The organism is Neobacillus sp. BF23-41 (genome assembly GCF_041106275.1).
Map to the genome: position 1 here is coordinate 34471 of NZ_JBGBPR010000018.1, position 20935 is coordinate 55405.

Sequence of the window (20935 nt, forward strand, 5' to 3'; positions counted from 1 at the left end):
TGTGATCATTCCCACTGCATTCTAATTATTATCAAGCAATTCATTATTCCACGCCACTTTCTAAAATCGTGAAAGTCTTTTTATCACAATTAATTTCCGCCATTGCTCCATAAGGCAATATAAATTTCGGTTCGGTATGACCAAAATTCAAGTTATATAGGATCGGCAAATCCTCCAAATTAAATTCCTTCATGACTTTTTGAATTTCAACTTTATATTCATCGTAATATTTCTCGTCTTGCGGTTTACCAAAAATGATTCCATTGGCTTTTTGTAGAATTCCTTGTATGGCATAATTTCGCAACCAATACTTAATATTATTTGGTTCCGGCTTTTCTTCAGATGTTTCAAAGAAAAGAATACTTTCATTCCAATATTTCTTTTCAGGCCAAAGCACTGTTCCTTTGGCAAACTCTAGTACCTCTATACAGCCTCCAATCAAATGTCCTCGTGCTACACCTGAGCCTTGAAGTATCTCGTAACCTACATTTTGTCGCATTGTCCGTCGGCGGTTCTTATTCTCTTCTATCCATTCTAAACGTTCACTCGTCCATTCTTTGGCTGGTTGAATTTCGCCAATCATCTCATTTGAAAAGAGCGTTCGATTCACCATGTCAATCGTATATGGATCCATCTCAACGTTTTCAGCAAAATCGGTTAATATTGCCGGACCATAAAAAGAAGAAATTCCTGCTTTATGACAAAATAAATGTGAAACAGTTACATCTGAGTAGCCCATAAAAATTTTCGGGTTTTCACGTATAATATCAAAATCAATATATGGAAGTAAACGAATACTATCTTCTCCGCCAATATTTGCAAAGATTCCTTTAATGCTTTCATCTTTAAATGCTGTCATCAAATCTTCAGCACGAGCTTGTGGATTTTTATAAAGATAGTCGCTCCCTTTTAAACTATTCGACATTGGGATAACTTCCAGTCCGAAAACTTCTTCTATTCTCTTTACACCTTGTTCATACCGCCATCTAAGTTCTGGATCACCAGCACCTCCCCAAGACGGACTTACTGTTACAACACGATCTCCCGGTAGCAATTTCTTTGGCTTTATTAACATATTTACTCCCACCCTTGTAGCATTTGATTAGCTAAGAATATACCATCCTCGTAGGTGATGAACATTTCACCTAGCTTTAATTTCTACAAGATTAAAAAATTTACCTGCTGTTATTTGATAATGGTCCTATACTATAATATTTTTAGAAATCTGACATTTACGATGTTTAAAGAACAAAAAAAGTGTCAGGCACCATTCAATAATTGGAAATCCTATCAATTTGATGCGTATTCATTCCTTCAATTTTACCACCGTAAGTATAATATTGGGCATTTGCTAATACCGTGGTCAAATAAAAATGGTATTGAATCTATCTATCAATTAAATGATCCGTTCTCAATCTCGATTGTTGCTACTTCGCATCAGTTCTACTTTACAATATCGAATAAACGTATTAGAGCTTCATAATAGAATAGAAATAAGCCTTCAATTATACTGAAGATTAGAATGCAAAGGATTCTGCAAGAAAGAAGGACTATATATGCTATTTTACTTAATTGCAATCCTCGTTATTGTGATGGACCAGCTTTCTAAATATTTAATTAGGGCCTACATTGACATCAATGAAACATTTACATTGTGGGGAATTCAACTCACACATATAGAAAATAGTGGGATGGCAGGAGGTTTATTTCAAGGCTATGCACGGCTCTTCGGAGTTGTGGCTGTGTTGTTCCTGATAGGTGTTTTATATTTTCGCAAATCCGGAAAAATGAAGGGTGCTCTCATCGATAGTAGTTTGGGATTCCTAGTCGGAGGAGCAATTGGAAATGGCATTGATCGTCTTTTGTTTGGGCAAGTGACAGATTTTATCATTCGCTCTGGTGGAATTCTTAACTTGGCCGACCATGCCATCGAGATTGGGGGGGTACTGCTTATTATTTATGGAGCCGTTAGTTGGTTGAAAAATAAGCACTAGATTTTCTAGAAAAGCACATGGGAAAATGCTCTTTCGTCCCCCAAAAATGACAATATGTTTTTAAAGCCCAAAATGTTGTTTTGCCAGCTCTTTGAATTTTACATTATCAATTGTCACTTTAGATAGAATTCCGTCTGCCCATTGGGTAAATGTGGTATTTGTTAAGGTGATATTTCCGTTATGGGTAAGTCGGGTGATTAAAGGTTGTTTGTTAAATGGAGATTTTGGGTGTTCTGTAATTATTCTTTGGATTTCACTCAAATCCGCCAAATCTTCAATAGGTTTCTTGGAATTAAATGCATAGCCCATTTTCCAATCTGTATCTTTATGCTTTAATTTCATCTCTAAACAATAGTCCCCATATTGATGATTTACTTTTTTAATCCGAAACTCCCCATTATACGAAGAGATGGTCTCACCGGATATTGGAACTGGTTTTAACGGTAAATTCCCACCAAAACCCGTGTCAACTAAATAGGTTTGTCCCTCGTGGTTTATAAGAACCGTTACATGCGTCCTTCCAAATTGATGATACTCGTTGGCAGCTTGATTATAAACAACACCGTCTGTTAAGACTGCATTAAACCCATTTTCTAATAGGTAGAAATAGAAAAGCGGATTTAATTCGAAACAAAGGCCGCCTTCATTTCTTTCCACTATTTTGTTCATTAAGTTTTCCTTTGTAATTTTACGGGTTTTGTTTTCAATGATAGTTAAATTTTCAAACGGAATGTTTTGTGCTGTTTTTTCAAGAACCTCATCTAATTTTTCAAAGGTAATTGTTTGGTTCATCGGCATGCCTATTCTGTTATGAAATAATGACGTCAGCTTTTGCATTTCTACCCCTCCAAATCCTTTTATTGCTTTATTTTTTTGAAATTCCTTTTAAACTATTATAATAGTTAATTAACGTCTGTACAAAATTCCAGTGTTTCTTTTCCCTTCCAAAGACTTTATGATCTAGAAAGTGCCTGACGCTACCAAATCACCTGTGTTTTAACAAAAAAAATGACACAAATTAATAGACAATTTGAGTCATTTTTTACATTTTTAGATTTTCATTTTTCCTTTTTATAAAAACGCTCCCCTGTTAGGGGGTTATAGTACACTCTTATTTTTTCATTGGTTACTGGGTCAATGTTTATTTCATCTGTTTTTTCAAATCCGGCGGGCACTTTTTCACCCTGTCGACCTTTGAAACGTTTGTCATAAATAAACACACCTAATAAAATAAAAACAATAACAGCGATGATTTGCAAACCGTAATAGGTGATAATTATCCAAAGTCCGTTCATTACATTTTCTCGACTACTACTGCCGTTCCATATGCAAAGATTTCAGTCATATTTTTTCCAGCTTCCCCTGAGTCGAACCGAGTCATAACTATTGCATTGGCCCCCATCGCATTTGCATTCTTGATCATCCGGTCCATGGCTTCTTTCCTCGAATCCTCCAGCATCACGGTATATTGTTTAATTTCTCCACCTACCAAACCTTTTAGGCTCGCCATAATATCCGCACCCAAGCCCCGGCTTCTAACAATTAAACCAAAAACAGGTCCTTTTACTTCGACCACCTTGTAGCCTTGGATATTTTCTGTTGTAACAACTAGCATACAAACACCCCCATCAAACAATTGTAAAATATATGAATAGCCTTTACTTCGTAAATGCGCACCCATTATTCCTTATTATACCATTTAAAAAGTGTCAGGCACCATTCAATTATATTTTCCCATTACTTGATCCGGATCGACCAATAGGTAAACTTCCAACCTGTCAAGAACCGTTCACATGAACTTCCATGACCTCAAGGCCAACTATTTAGTAACGCTCACTTGTTCAAAAGGCCATGAAGGCAATTGTTTACGAAGAGTCTTATCTTCCCTATAACCTAAAGCGTACTCACCTTGCATAATCGTATGGATTTCCCTAGTACCCTCATAGATCACTGGAGCTTTGGAATTCCGCAAAAAGCGCTCTACTGGATATTCATCGGAATAACCATAAGCCCCATGGATTTGAACGGCATCATTTGCAGCATCAAAAGCCGCATTACATGAAATCCACTTAGCAAGAGACGTCTCCTTTGTATTTCGTTTACCCTCATTCTTTAACCACCCTGCCTTAAAAACCAGCAGTCTTGAAATCTCAAGATTTGCGCTCATCTTTGCAATCATTTGCTGTACAAGCTGGTGCTTTCCAATCTCTTTCCCAAATGCTTTCCGTTCATGGCAATACTTAAGGCTAGCTTCAAGACTTGCTTCTATTAAACCTACTGCTCCTGCAGCAACTGTAAATCGGCCATTATCTAGTGCAGACATGGCAATTTTAAACCCTTCCCCTACTTCACCTAATCTGTTCACAACAGGAACTTTTACATCTGTTAAAAATACTTCTCCAGTATTTCCAGCACGAATACCCAACTTACCCTTGATCGCCTTCGTTTCTACCCCTTCAAAACTACGTTCTACAATAAATGCAGTCATTCCTTTATGCCCTAAATCATGATCTGTCTTGGCAAAAATCAAGAAATGATCAGCAACATCACAAAGAGAAATCCATGTTTTAGACCCATTCAAAATATAGTAATCTCCATGCCTAGTAGCTGTTGTATTCATCGCTGCAACGTCAGATCCCGCATTCGGCTCTGTCAATCCGAAAGCACCAATTTTACGACCTTGTGCTTGGGGGACTAAATACTTTTGTTTTTGTTCCTCTGTTCCCCATTGCATGAGCGTCATGCAATTTAGTCCAGTATGAACAGAAACGGCTGTACGATAGGCAGTATCTCCTCGTTCCAATTCCTCACATACTATCGCAAGTGTATTATAATCCATGCCGGCCCCGCCATACTCTTCAGGGATACAGACACCCATTACTTGCAAATCCGCCAATTTTTTCAAAATAGCCGGTTCAAAATAACCTTGGCGGTCCCACTCCTGAATATTTGGAATGATTTCCTTATCAACAAATTTTCTAACCATTTCCTTTACACTTTGTTGCTCATCTGTTAGTTCAAAGTTCATCATTTAAAATTTCCTCCTTAAATAATTTTATTTTGTTTTAATCTCGAAATTTCTTCGGAATTGTATCCAATGCTCTCTAATAGTGATTCAGTGTGTTCGCCAAACAGTGGAGGATGGCGCCTCATGGTTACTGGTGTTGCCGATAACTTCAACGGTGAGCCAGTTAATCGAAGATGATCAATTAATGGATGTTCCATTTCGACAATCATCTCTCTAGCCTTTATTTGTGGATCTTCAAACATTTCAGCGATGGTGTTGATTGGGCCATTCGGAACCCCAACAGCATCTAATCGTTCTTTCCACTCTTTTTTCGGCTTTTTTGAAAGCAGTTCTTCACAAATAGCTCCTAGTTTATCGTTATTTTTTAATCGCTGTTCATTATGAATAAATTCTTCCATTTCCGCTAATTCAGGTCTACCCAAGACAGCAGCAAATCGCTTAAACTGCTCATCATTTCCTACGGCAATGACAAGTTCACCGTCCATGGTATTAAACACCTGATACGGTGAAATATTTGGGTGCCGATTGCCCAGTCGTTTTGGAATCACACCGCTGCATAAATAATTACTTGCCACATTAATTAATGAAGAAATCTGGCAATCCATCAGTGAAATATCAATTTCCTGCCCTTCCCCGGTCTGGTTCCGATGCTGTAAAGCCCCTAATATCCCGATACAGGTATATAGTCCTGTTAACACATCTGCGATCGCCACACCAACTTTTACTGGAGTTCCTTCAGGTTCGCCAGTTATACTCATCAGTCCACTCATTGCTTGAATGATATAATCATAGCCTGGCAAATCCTTATAGGGACCCGTTGACCCAAAACCTGTGATGGAAGCCAATATCAGTCCGGGGTTTATTGCTTTTAACTGCGAATAGCCTAATCCCATTTTTTCAAGTGTTCCAGATTTAAAGTTTTGAATCATGACATCGCTAGTATAAGCCAGTTTGGAAAAGATCTTTTTTCCTTCTTCTGATTTAAGATTAAGTGTCATACTTTGTTTATTCCGATTGGCACATAAATAATACGCACTTTCTCCATTGACAAAAGGCGGCCCCCAGCCCCTCGTTTCGTCGCCTGATGCATAGTGTTCAATCTTGATCACTTCTGCTCCCAGGTCACCGAGAATCATAGAACAAAATGGTCCTGCCAGTACCCGAGAAACATCCAAAATTCGGATTCCATCAAGTGCCCCTCTCACAAAATCACCTCTTTCCGACTACTAATAAAACAAAAAGGAGCCAGCAAAGCAAACAATGAAAAATTCCATTGATTGCTTTACTGACTCCTACTCATAGCTCGTCTTCCTGCAAAGGAAGATCAAGTGAATATAGTCAATTTAATATCATCATTTTTATTACGATCCATCTGGTCATGCAGCAAGGTTTTTGCTGTCACCCAGTTCTTATTCTAACTATATACCAATATTTTGAATTTTTCAACAATTACTTTTCTGTAGATTTTATTTGCTGATAATGGAGATCTAGATCTTTTAACGCCGCCACCAATGCATTGGCTGCCTTACCACGATAATACATTTGAAGTGCAGCAATTGCGTCATCAATTCCGTCGTTTAAACTCATCCCCCTTAACACCTGGCCAACAAATCCACGGGCATGTTCAGTAGCCAATGTACAGGAGGCCTCGAGAATGACTCCATATTTTCTATCGATTTCTGCTGTAATCGTCAATGTTTCAAATACACTTTTCGCTGCCATCCCTTGGGGTAACTTTGCATGCCCGGCAATAAACAGAGTTTTTCCATTCATCATTTGAATCTACCTCACTTTTAAAAAAATGATTTACGTTTATTACATGACCTACATTGGCTCTATTAATTTTGTTTCTGAAGAAATACGCCTGACTACCAATTTTCCAAAGATGATTGATGGTGGAAAACTTTAAGTCTTGTTAATGTATTCTCCAATTAATTCAATAATCCTGTTGTGTTATTTCAAGAAAGATAAAAGAGTCAGAACAATTTGTATCTTTTTTCATGTAGAACCGTTTCAAGAAATAAATCCACCTTTTAAAATAAAGTGCCAGGCACCGGTTCAAATGGTGTCTGGCACTTTATTATTTCATGTCGTATCAAAATGGACGGATGCAGCTCTATTTAATAATAATTCCGATGGCGCACTCGCATATAAATACAACCTATGCATCGGTCTGGTCATGGCTACATACAATAATTTGATGTCTAACTCTTCTTCTCTGTACGATTCTTCCATGGTAAGAATCAGTACGGCATCAAATTCCAATCCTTTTGAAAGGTAGGAAGGTAGGATCACAACGCATCCCTTTTTCATATCTTCTTTTTCTTCTAATAACTGAATTGGAAGATTGCTATTCTCCAGCATTTTATGTATTCGTAAGCACTCTTTGTCTGTCCTTCCAATAATAGCAATCGAGTTAAGTTCTTCCTCTTTGAGTAAATCAATATCATGTTCAAGTATCTTTTTTACCTGTTCCAAATTGATAGGGTCAATTTTCGTAAAACATGGTTTGTCCCCATGTCGAATGACTGGTTCAACTTTTGGTAAGTCTTTATCCATGATAGAAAGAATGTCATTGGCTAAATGCATAATTTCGACTGTCGTTCGATAACTCTTTTGTAACGCTTGATAATTAGCATTTGGGAAAATGTCGTTTACTAATGGTTCCCAGCTGTTTAACCCTCGATAGGAATGAATCCCTTGGGCTAAATCTCCCACGATCGTAAACAATTCTGTTTCAAAGCCTTCTTTTAGTGCGGCAAATTGGAAATAGCTATAGTCCTGTGCCTCATCAATGAAAACACTTTTCATTTTATATGGTTCTTCAATACCTTCTAATTTTGATTTCATGTAAAATATTGGAGCTAAATCCTCAAGCTCTAGCGCCTTTTTAGCAAAAATCCTTTGACAATAGTTACTTAACCTCTTGCATTCTACCTCGGAAAGCGTACGAGAATATTTTTGTAACAGTTCAGGCGACGTCATTAGTTCCTTATATAAGGTAAAAATATCTTTTTTAACAAAAGGTGCCATATAATTTTTTATCGCTACCTTCGATTCTTTTTCCACCATACTTAATCTTTTTTCTTTCGAATCCATGAAGCTGACTACTTTTTCCGTTCTTTTTTCTGAATCCAGCCTGCTGCTAAAAAGGAGCTTTTCTAATGCATCGTCGTATTTCGTATTAATTTTTGAAAGAATCATCGATTTTTTTATTCTTAGATCATTTGCTAATAGATTTTTAATTTTATCTAATCTCTTATAGATAGGTAAGTATTGAAATTCATTGATAAATAGTTTTTTGAGTTTCCCACCTCTCATTAGTCGTGATTTTTCAATCATAAAATCCTCGGAAGGTGCTAAATTAAACTCAATTTCTTTTAAATAGTGGTCAATTAACTCCTTAAAATCCAGCGATCCTTTATAACTAGAAACCCATTGTATCCTTTTTGATTTTTCGTTTCCGTTAATAAGCGCCATTAATTTTGAATTAGGAGATATTAATGTTAATTTCTTCCCCAAACAATTTCTCATAAACTCTATATAGGTGGTTTGTTTAATTTTGTTTACCCCTAGATCAGGTAGAACGGCGGAAATATAATCGATAAACAATTTATTAGGTGCAAGGATCATCAATTTTTCTGGAGGAAATCGATATCCAGAAGAGTAGAGAAAGTAGGAAATTCGATGGAGAGCAATGGTTGTTTTTCCACTTCCAGCCGCTCCTTGAACGATTATGGGGTGTTTAAGTGAAGCTCGAATGACTTCATTTTGCTCATTTTGGATGGTCGCGACAATTTCTGTTAAGCGATTATCCGCTTTTCCTGATAAGGATTTCTGCAATAGTTCATCATGTGTGGTTAAATCGATATCTCGAATCTCTTTTAATAGTCCATTTTCGATTTCATACTGCCGCTTTAAAGATAAATAGCCACTTTGCGTTTCTCCGTAGGCATCATAAGTCACATTTCCTAACCGGCCATCATAGTAAACATTTGCAATCGGTGATCGCCAATCGACAATAATCGGAATCTGATTCACACGGTCAAACAGTGAGGCTTTCCCAATATATAAAATCTCTTCTTTGGTGTCACCACTGCTTGTAAAATTGATTCTCGAGAAATACGGTTTCCCGATGACGCTTGCTAACCGTTCCAATTCACTTTCGGCCAATTCTAAGTATTGAGCATTCGTTAAAAGGTTCATGTAGCTTAAACTACTGTCTGACGTATCTAGTTCAGCAAAGGCTTCTTTCAAATTCTCTACAAACTGTTCTTTATTTCCCTTCGATATTTCCAGAACGCTTTTAATATATTCCTTAGTAAACTCTAGGCGTTCCACTTCTGTTTGATAATCTTTATGATTACGAACTGATATTTGTTTTTTCGAGCTCATTCTCTTATCCGTCACCTCTCAATATGAGTTATACAACGGGAACTGGGACAAAAAGAAACATCTACAATTTTTTTGTAGATGCTTTTCTTAACAATGGAGCTATATTTTACCATTTTACAAGTGTTAATACAAACTTTTTATTGTTAAACGGTGAATATACTAGTCGATTTTCTTGCCGACATTTATTGACGCAGACACAATACACGTGCAGATTTTATCTTCCCTTGTTTTTAACCTTTGAAAAATAGTAAAGCTATTAGGAAAATAATCAATCCTATTAAGAAAATAGGACCAATACCTGTACTGTATACAAAATAAATTCTAATATGGAGAATCGCATGAATAATAAGAATGACCAGTAAGCAAAAAAGCAAAAAAATAGTTAACTGTACATTTTTATTTCGATTTCGATTCAAAGAATTGGCTCCCTTCTAGAAGCTCTACAGGGACACTTAATGGACTAACCTACTCTTGTTTTTTTATATAAATATTTTACGGTTGCTTGAATTATTCCTTCCTCTAAAAATAACCGACCTCTGATTCATTCAGAAAGGTCGGTTTTTAAAGGAATTTATTTTGTTTGAGAAATTTGGTTAACTATTTGGGTTAATGCCTCGTTGATTGGCGTAATTGGACGACCGAGAACCTTTTCAAAATCATTACTTTCAACTGCTAATGAACCATTTCGAATACTCTCTTGAATTCCAACTACAATCGGAATGACAAAATCCGGTAAACCTAGACCTTTCATGATTTCGGCATAAGTCTCGTCAGTGACTTGTTGTACAGGTATTTCTTTACCCAATACAACTCCAAGAGCAGATGCTAATTCTTCTTGAGTTAATAGAGGCGCAGAAAGTTCATAAACCTTATTTTCGTGACCGTTTCCGACAAGCACGGCTGCTGCTGCATCTGCATAATCTTGTTGTAGTGCCCAGCCTACTTTGCCTGTTCCAGCTGAAGTTACCCATGGAGCACCTGCCAAAGCCCCTTGAATGCTCCCACTTTCGTTTTCCAAATACCAATTGTTACGCAAGAAAGTAAATGGAATCCCTGTTTTAATGATTGCTGCTTCTGTCGCAACATGAGGCGGTGCCATTAAATTTGTGCTTTCTGTTGCATTAGCCAAACTTGTATAAGCGATAAATTTCACTCCAGCCCGTTCAGCTGCTGCGACTGCATCTGTATGCTGACGAATTCTTGTTTCATTGTCACCATCCGCAGAAATAATTAATAAACGATCAATCCCTGCAAAAGCAGTATCTAATGTTTCTGGAAGGTCAAAATCTCCTTTGCGAACTTCTACTCCACGAGCTCGTAATCCTTCTGCTTTCTCAGGATTACGTACACTGACAGCCAATTGATTCGCTGGTACAGTTTTTAATAAGGTATCCACTACTTTTGATCCCAATTTTCCTGTTGCACCTGTTACTAATATTTTCATTTGATATTCCTCCAATTGTTTTATTGTTAAAATTATTTTTATTAATGACTTTAACTTGTAATCGATTTGATTACCTGTAATCATTTTAATAACATGCTGATCTTTTGTCAACGTAAAAAACCATTTATATATTTTCTTCGTAATTTTGGTATAATACACTTGTAATCAAATTGATTACATTATAATAATATGGAGATATTAAAGTGTAGAGACAATAGAGAAGGTGAGTAAAGATGTCGGTTAGCAGCCGTTTTGCAGTTGGAATTCATATATTAACACTTCTTGAGGTTAATAATGGTGGGGTAAACTCATCAGAGTATATTGCGGGAAGTGTCAATACAAATCCAGCCGTGATCAGAAAAATAATGGGCATGTTAAAAAAAGCAGGATTAGTAAATGTACGACCTGGTATTGCTGGCGCTGAACTGGCAAAGGATCTATCTACTATTACCTTGTTGGATGTTTATAAAGCAGTTAATGTTGTCCAGGAGAAAGAATTGTTTAGCATACATGAAAATCCCAATCCTAATTGTCCCGTTGGAAGAAATATTCAAAATACAATTGGTCCACTGTTTTCAATTGCCGAGACGGCATTGGAGAAAGCTCTCGGAAATGTAACCATTGAGGATGTAGTCAGGGATATTACTAAAAAAGAGAAAGTTAATAGAATGTAAAAATACAATAGAGAAAGCCGAGGATACCGTACTCCTCGGCTCTCAATTTGCATAAAACTGATTTTTAACTAAAGGTAATAGTTTTCAGATATAACCTAGATGAAACCCTTAGTCGTAAGGTAGTATGACCGGCAAGATACTCTTACTTTTTATAGCTGAGACCAAAGCCGAAGGTGTAGTCGTCACCCGCTGCATTTGTGTAAGTATAGTCAAACTTTTCGGCGTAGCCTGGGACATCAGACGCGTTCATTTCTACAGCCTCTTGATTGGCTGGGATCGTGATTGGCAGCTTACCTGTTGGGTTGAAGCGTCCGCGAAGGACATCAAGAAGTGCTTCAGCCTTGACGCTGTAAGTAGCCACGACTGACGCAGCGGCAGGCTCTACCTCATCGATAACCCATGGATTGGTCATGTTAATAACCAGGGTAGTTGGGACTTTTTCTTCGATTTGTTTAACTTTTGCAACGTCAATTCCGGTGTTTGTGCCTAGTTTAATATCTACAGTAGAATTGTCAGGGAACTCGTATGGACTTGGACGCAGCCAAACAACAGCGGCAGTTGCTTCACCAAGTGTATCAACGATCGTTACTGTTGGGTCTTCCTTCGCAATCATCTTCTTCATTGCCTCTGTACGACTGGCACTGTTAGAACCGCTAAACACTTCTACGTATAGCTTTGTATGTGCGATTTTTTCATCAGTCAGCGGCAGCATTCCTTGATTATTGCGTAGAAGCGTTACGGACTTAAGATGCGCTTCGTCTGCTCTGGCCTGGGATTTTTCTGAGCTGGCAATGGCCTGAGCTTCTGTCGGATCCGTATATGGGTCCTCGAAAAGTCCGAGGTTGAATATTTCAGTAAGCAGCTGGGACACTGAAGGATCAAGGTCCTTCTCTTTAATTAAGCCTTTATTTACTGCAGAGATAAGGCCGCTTGGGTCGTTGTTGTCAGAGAAAATATTAGTTCCTGCATCGATTGCCTTCGCAAACTTCTGCTCGATTGTTAGGTTATGCACGCCCCAGTCGCGGTTGGTCAGCACACCGCTATCGCTGTTGACGTATCCTTTAAAGCCCATACTGTCACGGAGCAGGTCAGTGAGGAGAGTCTTGTTGTATGCACCGGCTACCTCTTCGAACTGCTGTGTCTCCGATTGCCAAAGCTCACGTGGAAGCTGTGCAGCGCTGCCCTCATTTTTAGGGACATTGTAGTAGGACATAACCGAGCTCACTCCAGCATCGATGGCAGCTTGGAACGGCGGAAGCTGGTATTTGTAAAGGCTGCCAGGCGTTGGATAGGTCGCAAACTGACCGGGCTCATTGTGCGGGTCGAGACCTCGGACGACAGCTCCGTCACCAGGGAAGTGCTTAACGGTCTGGGCGACAGACTTGCTGCTAAGCTCCTCACCTTGGAAACCAAGGACGAGTTCTTTGGCAATTTTTGCATTCAACGTTGGGTCTTCCCCGAAGGTGCCGGAGATGCGGCGCCAGCGCGGTTCAGTCGCGGTTTCAATCTGGTAGCCGTAGTTCTTCTGGATGCCGGCTGCGCGCCATTCGTCACTGGCAATTTCGGCGAAGTCGCGAATGAGGCTGAGGTCACGCGTTGCCGCAAGACCCAGGGTTCCAGGCCAGGTGGAGAATTGACCGGAGGCCTCGCTGATGCCGAACTCGTTCTGTTCATTTATATTATTCCTCGGGTTAGAGGTGAAAACGATCGGGATACCCAGCGGTGAGGCCTCGGCAATCTCCTGATATTGGTTCGCTCGTTCAGCTAGTGCTGCAGCTGAAGGATTATCTCGGATGATAAGGTAGCGAATGTGGCGGTTATTGATGTAATCCTTGATGGCGGTAGTGCTAAGTGATGTGATTTGCATGATGCCTGCTTTCTCCTCCATGCTCATTCGCGGCAGGAGATCGGCTACACGCTTTTCGGTGGACAAGCGCCAGTCCTCGTAAGGATCAAGCTTGCCGTTAGCATTGAGATCTTTGAATAGGCGTTGACCAATCTTAATAGTGGGCTTAACATGAGCTTCAACCGATGGCGCCTTTTTCCCACCAGCATTTGAGTGATCCGGTGGTGAGGCAAATGCCCCGCCGGCAATCGTGGCAGCAGCCACACTTGTGATAAGAGAAGACATAACCATTTTTCTTAACCGTTTCGATTTTTTTGACAATTTTGCTACCCCCTTGAAATTTTGTTGAGAGTGAATCATAAAAGCGTTTGCATAAAAATATCTATATTTTCCCTCCTTTGCCCCCAAAAGCTTGACGTTCAATATTTGTAACCGGATACAAAATGGGACAATTAAATTATACGAAAATTAAGACAATTAACCGTTGTATTAATTTTAGGTTTTTTTGTGATATTTTTATTTTTTATCTTCATAGTTAAATTCCGGTGACACACGGGCTTTTTTATAACGACCTTTTATGACTATTAATCACTGTAACGGGCCTTATGGACGGTTTATAACGACCTTCTATGACTATTAATCACTTTAACGGGCCTTATGGACGGTTTATAATGCCCTTTTCCTCTTATTTATCTCTGAAACGGGCTTTATGAAATGGTTTTCTTCCCAATGTTCACTTGCATCATTGCTAAAAAAACTAGTAAGCCATTTCTTTTCCTCTTCCAATAAGGAATTAAAAGGACCTGGTCAGGAACAAGAAATTATTACTCTTTCGAAAACATCAAAAAAAGTGTCAGGCACCATCCAATTATCTGGTTGGTGCCTGACACTCATTTATTCGTTACCTACTATTCATTTTAACAATTTATTCAGGAAGTCTAGTCTCTGTTTTGCATTCTCTTTAATAATGATATCTACACCCGTATCAACGACTTTTTCAACATTTTCTCCCTTTGTTACTTTCAATGCTGTTTCAACGCTTAAATATCCCATGTCATAAGGGTTTTGTGCTACTGTACTTGATATTGTTCCATCCTTGATTAACTTCAGCATATCAGGAATTCCATCCGCTCCTATAACTGGTATCGTAACACCTTGTTCCTCCAATACCTTTAATACAAGTAAAGCAGAAGTGTCATGTGTGGCAAAGACTCCCTTAATATCCGGATGATCGTGCAATATCTTTGTCATTTCTTTTTTTACTGTTTTGGGATCATCCGATATCCCTACTTTTTCAGCCGCCAAGATGATCCCCGCATCTTTTAAAGCCATTTTAGCGCCATTTACCCGTTCCTTAAATACTGAAATGGACAAATCACCACCGATAATGGCCACTTTATTTCCAGGTTGAAGCTGCGAGGCTAAAAGTGAACCTGCTTTTTTTCCTAAATCCACGTTATCGGTACCGATATAAGAAGTTTTATTTTTCATTGGAAAATCGTTATCTACTAGTAATACAGGAATTTTTTTGGTTTCCGTAAACTTTTCCAATATAGGAATAACCGTTGAATCCGTCGGTGCGACAATTAATACATCGGGATTTTCTTGATAGGTCTTCTCTAATAATCTACTTTGTTCTTCAGCAGATCCATTACTTGGTGCGATAACCTTCCCATCGATGCCAAAATCTCTGAACCCTTTTTCAGCGCCTGCTTTAATAATTTGCCAATATTGTATGTCTAAACTTTTTAAAACAACGACCACTTTCGGTTTTTCATCTACAAATGAATTAGAAATAAAACTTATAATGATGACAGAAATAACCGCTCCTACAAAATAAACTAGTTTTCTATTTTTTAACAATACATCCTCCCCTCTCTCTTATTTTAAGAATAGTAACGATCAGTTATTAAGAATGGGATTTAATTGAAAGCAAATCGAGAAAATGGTCCCATCATCCCCCGTTGTTATATCAATTTCAGCGTGGTGTCGTTTTGCTACACTGTAGCAAATAGCCAAACCTAATCCTGTTCCCGTTTCCTTCGTTGTAAAGAAAGGTGTTCCTAATTTTTGTAGAACGTCCGGGCTGATGCCGTGACCCTGATCTTTTATTTCTAAAATGACGGCTTGGTTTTTTGTATATGTTTTTATCGTAAGTTTTCCATTCGACGACATGGCATCGAGTCCATTAAGGGTGATATTTAAGATTAGCTGACGGATTTCTTTTTGATCGATATAAATATCCGGACACTTATTTAAATCAAGGTTAACTTGTTTATTTGACCGAAAAGCCTCCGCTTGAATTAGGGGAGATAATGCTTCTAGTATCGTATTTAAGTTTTGCTTTTTCTTCACACTGACCTTGTTTTTGGCTAAATTAAGAAATTCAGTAATAATCGCGTTCGCCCTACGTAATTCATCTAACATCAAATCAATAATCTCTGCTGATAAATTAGCGCTGTTATTCCTTGATAATTGTAAAAACCCTTGAACAGTTGTCATCGGATTTCTAATTTCATGGGCAATTCCTGCTGCCATCTCACCGATTAAATTCAACCGATCTAATCGTGACATCTCCTTCTCCAGGTGAACGGTATCGGTAATATCTGTTAAAACAATTAGCGTACATGGTTCTGGATCGATATCAATCATTTCAGTCGATAATAATCCGTCTCGAATATCTCCGTTTTTCGTTTTATATCTAATTTTCTTATTACGAATTTTCCGATCAAGATTAATAGGTTTCCCCGTTGATTCATCGACAAAATTCTTCAAATTTATTTTGTGTTTTTCCAACTCATCTTGGCTATAACCAGTAAATTTTATCCAACTAGTATTTACTTCAATAAAGGTTAAGTTCTTCTGCGAAAAAATCGCCATTAGGCAGGGACTAGATTCAAAAATTTTACGAAATCTTTCTTGGGAACGGTAGAGATGATTGGCGATTCTTTCTCGTTCCTCTATCTCTTTTTGTAGTTTCTCGTTAGCCCTTATCAGTTCTAGTGTGCGTTCTTCAACTATTTGTTCCATATTATTGAATTGGAGTTTTTTAATTTCTTCTATCTGCTTTCTTTCTGTAACGTCTCGAATCGAACAAACAAAAAGCTGTTGATTTTCAACTGTGGTTTCACCAATTAGAATGTCCGCATGAAAGTGACTTTCATCTTTCCGAATAGCGACCGATTCTATCACCTTTCCGACAGATTGCTTGATTGAGGAAAAGAATGAAAACGAAGAATCCTGGACGTCGTTACCCATCCATTTTAGAAAAAGCATTACCACATGTTTACCGATTAATTCCTCAGCCTTGTAACCAAACATACTTTTTATAGCTGGATTCACTGATAGAATAGAACATTGATCGTCAAACGTAAGGATCGTGTCGACAATGGTTTCACCAATAACTTTGGATAATGCCTCTGTCCGCCGTAAATTTAACGTTGTTCTATCTAACTTTTTATTCACTTTATTCAGTTCAACCTTACGTTCTCGATCGGATTGAATGATATTTTCATTGTGATTTTGATATATCTTAACAAATTGTTCGATTTTCTGCTTCAATGTTTTTGGATTAAAGGGTTTAAAAATATAATCAATGGCCCCTACTGCATACCCTTGATGCACATGTTCCATATCTTGACTTATGGCTGTGATAAAAATGATCGGGATGTGTCTTGTTTTTTCTCGAGCCTTTATAAGCTTCGCCGTTTCAAATCCATTTAGACCAGGCATCTGTACGTCCAGTAAAATTACAGCAAAATCTTGTTTTAACATACATTTTAACGCTTCTTTTCCTGAATTCGCACTTACTAAGTGATAATTGGGAGAAGTAAGTACAGCTTTCAATGCTAATAGATTTTCGGGATGATCGTCCACCATTAAAATATTTACCTTTTTGGAATGGGGACTATTTAACTTTTCGATAGAGTTTTTCTGATGCGTCAAATTCTCCGTAACAGTGTTCATAACTAGTAAATTTTATCCCCTCTCTTTTACCCAACCCAAGAAAACCTGAAGGGCTTAGGCTATTATATAATAACGTATGGACATGATTTTGAAGATCCTTATTAAAATAGATAAATACATTTCGGCATATAATGATATCAAACTCGTTAAATGATTGATCCGTTACTAAATCATGCTGGGCAAACACAACATTTTTTTGCAAAAAGGGATGGAAAAAAACCTTATCATCCACTGCCTTATAGTATTCTGAAAAGGCCCTCTTACCACCTGCCTCGATATAGTTTTTGGTAAAGAGCTGCATCCGATCTAATGGAAAGGTACCTTGCTTTGCCTTTTCTAGAACACCTTTGTTTATATCGGTGGCAAACATTCTCGTTTTATCGTAAATCCCTTCTTCATGTAAGAGAATAGACATAGAATAGACCTCTTCCCCTGAAGAGCAGCCAACATGCCAAATTCGAATTTCAGGATAATCTCTTACTAAAGGGATGACCTTGGTTCGGAATGAATTAAAGAATGAAGGATCCCGGAACATCTCTGTCACATTAATCGAGAATTCAGAAAGCAATTCCCCCATGACTACTGAATCGCGTAGTACCTTTTCTTGAAGAGCCGAAATACTTGTAAGATTCTCCTTACAAACACGATGGCGAATTCTCCTTTGGATAAACGGAAAGGCGTAGTTTCGAAAATCATAACCATAATAACGAAATACGGCCTCTAGCAGTAATTCTATTTCAATTCTTTCTATCTCTTCTGACTGTAGAATATCAGGTGTCTTTATCAAATTTTCTAGCCCTCCTTACTATACAGCCATACTTGCATTAAGGAAAATAACTGGTCTAAGTTAATCGGCTTACTGATATAATCCGTTGCTCCAGCATCTAAACATTCTTCTCTACTGCGTTTCATTGCCTTGGCTGTAAGGGCGATGATTGGTACTGCTTGAAATTCTGTTATTTGGCGAATTTGTCGCATGGCTTCAAACCCATCCATCTCCGGCATCATAATGTCCATTAAAATTAAGTCTGTATCTGGGTTGTCCTTTAATACCTCAATCCCTTCACGGCCATTTTCTGCTATAATAATATTCATTTCATATTTTTCAAGCGCAATTGTTAAGGCATAGACATTCCGTATATCATCATCTACAATGAGTATTTTCTTGTTTTTCAAAGAAGAAATGCCGTATTGAATTTCTTGATCTTTTATATCATTAAGTGGATCATCCTCATAAAGACTTATGGCTACTTCTTCCAAAGCGGTATTTCCTACTGTTTTGTTGATCGTTTGAAAGTATGGCAAGTATAAAGTGAAGGTGCTTCCTTTCCCTTTCTTACTCGTTACCTCTATAAATCCACCTAGTAACTGTGCCATTTCTCGACTAATGGAAAGTCCTAATCCAGTGCCGCCATATTGACGACTTGTCGTTCCATCTGCTTGTTTAAAGGCATCAAATATCGTTTCTTGTTTGTCTTTATCAATGCCAATTCCCGTATCGATAACGGAGAATTCAAGCATCGATTGCGCTCGGATTCCTCCTACAAACAGGTTGCCACTGACGTCTTTTATAACCTTCCGAACCTTTAATGACACACTTCCTCGTTCAGTAAACTTAAACGCATTGGAAAGGAGATTTTTTAAAATTTGCTGTAAACGCTGTTCATCTGTATTGAATGTCCCTGATAAACTTTCTTCCATTTTGATAGTGAACTGTACATTTTTTTGAATCGAAATCGGAGTAAATTGTCGTTCGATAAAATCATGTACATCCTGTAGCTCTACCACTGTAGGGTTTACATCTAATTTCCCAGACTCCACTTTGGCTAAATCTAAAACATCGTTTATTAAATGAAGTAAATCATTACCGGATGAGTAAATCGTCTGAATATACTCTTCCTGGTCAGCGGTAAGATTTCCATCCCCGTTTTCAGCGAGTATTTGTGCTAAAATTAGTAAACTATTAAGTGGTGTTCTTAACTCATGGGACATATTCGCTAGAAACTCCGTTTTATATTGAGAGCTAAGCTCTAATTGTTGAGCTTTCTCTTCAAGCGCCTCCCTAACCTTTTCGATTTCCTTGTTCTTTTGTTCAGAGGCTATATACTGCTCTTCTAGTTTTTCATTCGTCGTTCTTAACTCCTCTTGTTGTACCTGCAGTTCTTCTGATTGAGCTTGAAGTTCTTCTGTCAAGGCTTGTGAATCTTGCAATAATCTTTCTGCTTTCATATGGCTGACAATACTGTTTATCTTAATACCAATATTATTAGTTACGGCTTCCAATAGTTTAACTTGAAGTGGACTAAAGGACTCAAATGATGCAATTTCAATGACAGCTTGTACATCATTTTCAAATTGAATCGGTAAAATAATAATGTTTTTCGGTGAACCTACTCCAAGGCCTGATCTAATTTTTACGTAGTGATCAGGGACATTGGTTAGTAAGATGGATCGTTTTTCAAGTGCGCATTGTCCGATCAGACCTTCTCCAAAACGAAAACGCATATAATCTTTATTATCATCTAAAGAGGCATAGGCAGAAATCTTTTTTAGATACTTCTCTCGCTCTTCCACTTCCTTAACATAAAAAACTCCGTAACTAGCTCCTACCATCGGTACAAGTTTTGTAATTAACAATTCTGCTAACATCGAAACATTTTCAACCTCAGGATAAATGGTAGCAATCTCGGCAATTTTCCTATTCAGCCAACTTTGCTCTTCTGCTACTTCTTTTAATTGTTTCTCTAGCTTACTTTGTTCCTCTAGTGCATGTGCCATTTTATTAAAGGAAACTGCGATTTCACCCAACTCACCCTTAGTGGAAAGCTCAATTCGGGGCAATGAACTAAAATCACTAGTGGTAGCACTTTTCATAACAGCTGTTATTTTGTTCAGGTTATTTGTCATACCTCTAATAATCCAAAAGGTGAAAGCAATGCCAATACATAAGGCAATGGCAAGATAAATGTAAATAATGGTGACAGCCATATTGTATGTATCTTTAGACCTTAAAAGTTCATTTTTCATCTTTTGTTCTTGCAATCCATAGAGAAGATCGGCAATTTGATTCATTCTTTGTCTTAAAAGTTCAGCATCAGTCCAAAAGACAGCAGGAATTTCATACTCACTATTTAGTTTTTTTGCTGTCAAAGCTTGCTGACCTATATTTAGATATTGTTCATGCAATGTTTTAAATTTTGCGATTAGTTCTTGAGATTTCTCTTCCTTATCCATTTCTTCTAGTGATTCAATCGCAGCTTGCAAATTGGTATGGGAATCTTCCCAAGAATTCGTCGCCATTAAATCGATTTCATCTCTACGTTCCGATAACACCGAATTTAACTCTAAACCTATTCTAGAAGTCTCATATTTAATATCGGAAGCCATTTCGATTCGCTCATTTAAATCATTAACAACAATATTCATATTTACTGTCGATTGTTCAAGCATGTTCATTAAAATGATTGCGATAATAAAAAACAATAGCAGTAATGAACCGATGCTCGTATAGAGCTTTGTTTTAAATTTCATAAGACCTCCATATTTCCTATCGTTTATTAAAAGGTTAATCTATTAAACTTAAATCAT

At 37.8% G+C, this 20935-nt stretch carries 16 protein-coding genes; 2 read left to right on the forward strand and 14 right to left on the reverse strand.

All coding sequences use genetic code 11. The features are described 5' to 3' along the window. Window positions 1-43: 43 nt before the first annotated feature. A complete protein-coding gene (locus AB7942_RS22155; RefSeq protein WP_369448530.1) occupies window positions 44-1075 on the reverse strand; it encodes a S66 family peptidase in 1032 nt (343 codons plus the stop codon). Window positions 1076-1556: 481 nt separating this feature from the next. Here AB7942_RS22155 and lspA point away from each other — a divergent pair, with 481 nt between their 5' ends. Then, window positions 1557-1994 carry a signal peptidase II gene (gene lspA, locus AB7942_RS22160; RefSeq protein WP_369448531.1) on the forward strand — a complete coding sequence of 146 codons (438 nt, stop codon included), beginning with the start codon at window positions 1557-1559 and terminating at the stop codon, window positions 1992-1994. A gap of 60 nt (window positions 1995-2054) precedes the next feature. Here the strand turns inward: lspA and AB7942_RS22165 are convergent, their stop codons facing one another. The 8 genes from AB7942_RS22165 to AB7942_RS22200 form a co-directional block, all read right to left on the reverse strand. Next, the gene (locus AB7942_RS22165) at window positions 2055-2831 is read right to left on the reverse strand and encodes an arylamine N-acetyltransferase family protein (RefSeq protein WP_369448532.1); all 777 of its coding nucleotides are present in this window, start codon (window positions 2829-2831) and stop codon (window positions 2055-2057) included. 221 nt (window positions 2832-3052) lie between these two features. After that, the gene (locus AB7942_RS22170) at window positions 3053-3289 is read right to left on the reverse strand and encodes a hypothetical protein (RefSeq protein WP_098933259.1); all 237 of its coding nucleotides are present in this window, start codon (window positions 3287-3289) and stop codon (window positions 3053-3055) included. After that, a complete protein-coding gene (locus AB7942_RS22175) occupies window positions 3289-3609 on the reverse strand; it encodes a YbjQ family protein (RefSeq protein WP_088088275.1) in 321 nt (106 codons plus the stop codon). Before AB7942_RS22175 ends, AB7942_RS22170 begins: the two co-directional genes overlap by 1 nt. A gap of 204 nt (window positions 3610-3813) precedes the next feature. Next, complete coding sequence (locus AB7942_RS22180) at window positions 3814-5022, reverse strand: acyl-CoA dehydrogenase family protein (protein ID WP_369448570.1); 1209 nt, start codon at window positions 5020-5022, stop codon at window positions 3814-3816. Between the two features lie 17 nt (window positions 5023-5039). Further along, complete coding sequence (locus AB7942_RS22185; protein WP_369448533.1) at window positions 5040-6227, reverse strand: CaiB/BaiF CoA transferase family protein; 1188 nt, start codon at window positions 6225-6227, stop codon at window positions 5040-5042. Between the two features lie 244 nt (window positions 6228-6471). Continuing rightward, the gene (locus AB7942_RS22190; RefSeq protein ID WP_246869554.1) at window positions 6472-6798 is read right to left on the reverse strand and encodes a DUF3870 domain-containing protein; all 327 of its coding nucleotides are present in this window, start codon (window positions 6796-6798) and stop codon (window positions 6472-6474) included. 309 nt (window positions 6799-7107) lie between these two features. Next, entirely contained in the window at window positions 7108-9417 is a 2310-nt protein-coding gene (helD, locus tag AB7942_RS22195; protein WP_369448534.1) for an RNA polymerase recycling motor HelD, read from the reverse strand. A 571-nt stretch (window positions 9418-9988) separates the two neighbouring features. Beyond that, on the reverse strand, window positions 9989-10861 hold the full coding sequence (locus AB7942_RS22200) for an SDR family oxidoreductase (protein ID WP_369448535.1): 873 nt from the start codon (window positions 10859-10861) through the stop codon (window positions 9989-9991). A gap of 233 nt (window positions 10862-11094) precedes the next feature. On the opposite strand from AB7942_RS22200, the gene AB7942_RS22205 reads away from it, so the two are divergent. Then, the gene (locus AB7942_RS22205; RefSeq protein WP_335438169.1) at window positions 11095-11535 is read left to right on the forward strand and encodes an Rrf2 family transcriptional regulator; all 441 of its coding nucleotides are present in this window, start codon (window positions 11095-11097) and stop codon (window positions 11533-11535) included. Between the two features lie 142 nt (window positions 11536-11677). Here the strand turns inward: AB7942_RS22205 and AB7942_RS22210 are convergent, their stop codons facing one another. From AB7942_RS22210 to AB7942_RS22230, 5 genes are all read right to left on the reverse strand, one after another. Continuing rightward, window positions 11678-13702 (reverse strand): glycoside hydrolase family 3 protein, encoded by a 2025-nt coding sequence (locus tag AB7942_RS22210; RefSeq protein ID WP_369448536.1) that lies wholly within the window; start codon window positions 13700-13702, stop codon window positions 11678-11680. A gap of 591 nt (window positions 13703-14293) precedes the next feature. Next, window positions 14294-15244: a sugar ABC transporter substrate-binding protein gene (locus tag AB7942_RS22215; RefSeq protein WP_369448537.1), complete on the reverse strand. Its 951-nt coding sequence runs from the start codon at window positions 15242-15244 to the stop codon at window positions 14294-14296. A 39-nt stretch (window positions 15245-15283) separates the two neighbouring features. Continuing rightward, complete coding sequence (locus tag AB7942_RS22220) at window positions 15284-17347, reverse strand: PAS domain S-box protein (protein ID WP_369448538.1); 2064 nt, start codon at window positions 17345-17347, stop codon at window positions 15284-15286. Beyond that, the gene (locus tag AB7942_RS22225) at window positions 17289-18134 is read right to left on the reverse strand and encodes a CheR family methyltransferase (RefSeq protein ID WP_369448539.1); all 846 of its coding nucleotides are present in this window, start codon (window positions 18132-18134) and stop codon (window positions 17289-17291) included. Before AB7942_RS22225 ends, AB7942_RS22220 begins: the two co-directional genes overlap by 59 nt. 5 nt (window positions 18135-18139) lie before the next feature. After that, a complete protein-coding gene (locus AB7942_RS22230) occupies window positions 18140-20878 on the reverse strand; it encodes an ATP-binding protein (RefSeq protein ID WP_369448540.1) in 2739 nt (912 codons plus the stop codon). Between the last annotated feature and the right edge of the window lie 57 nt (window positions 20879-20935).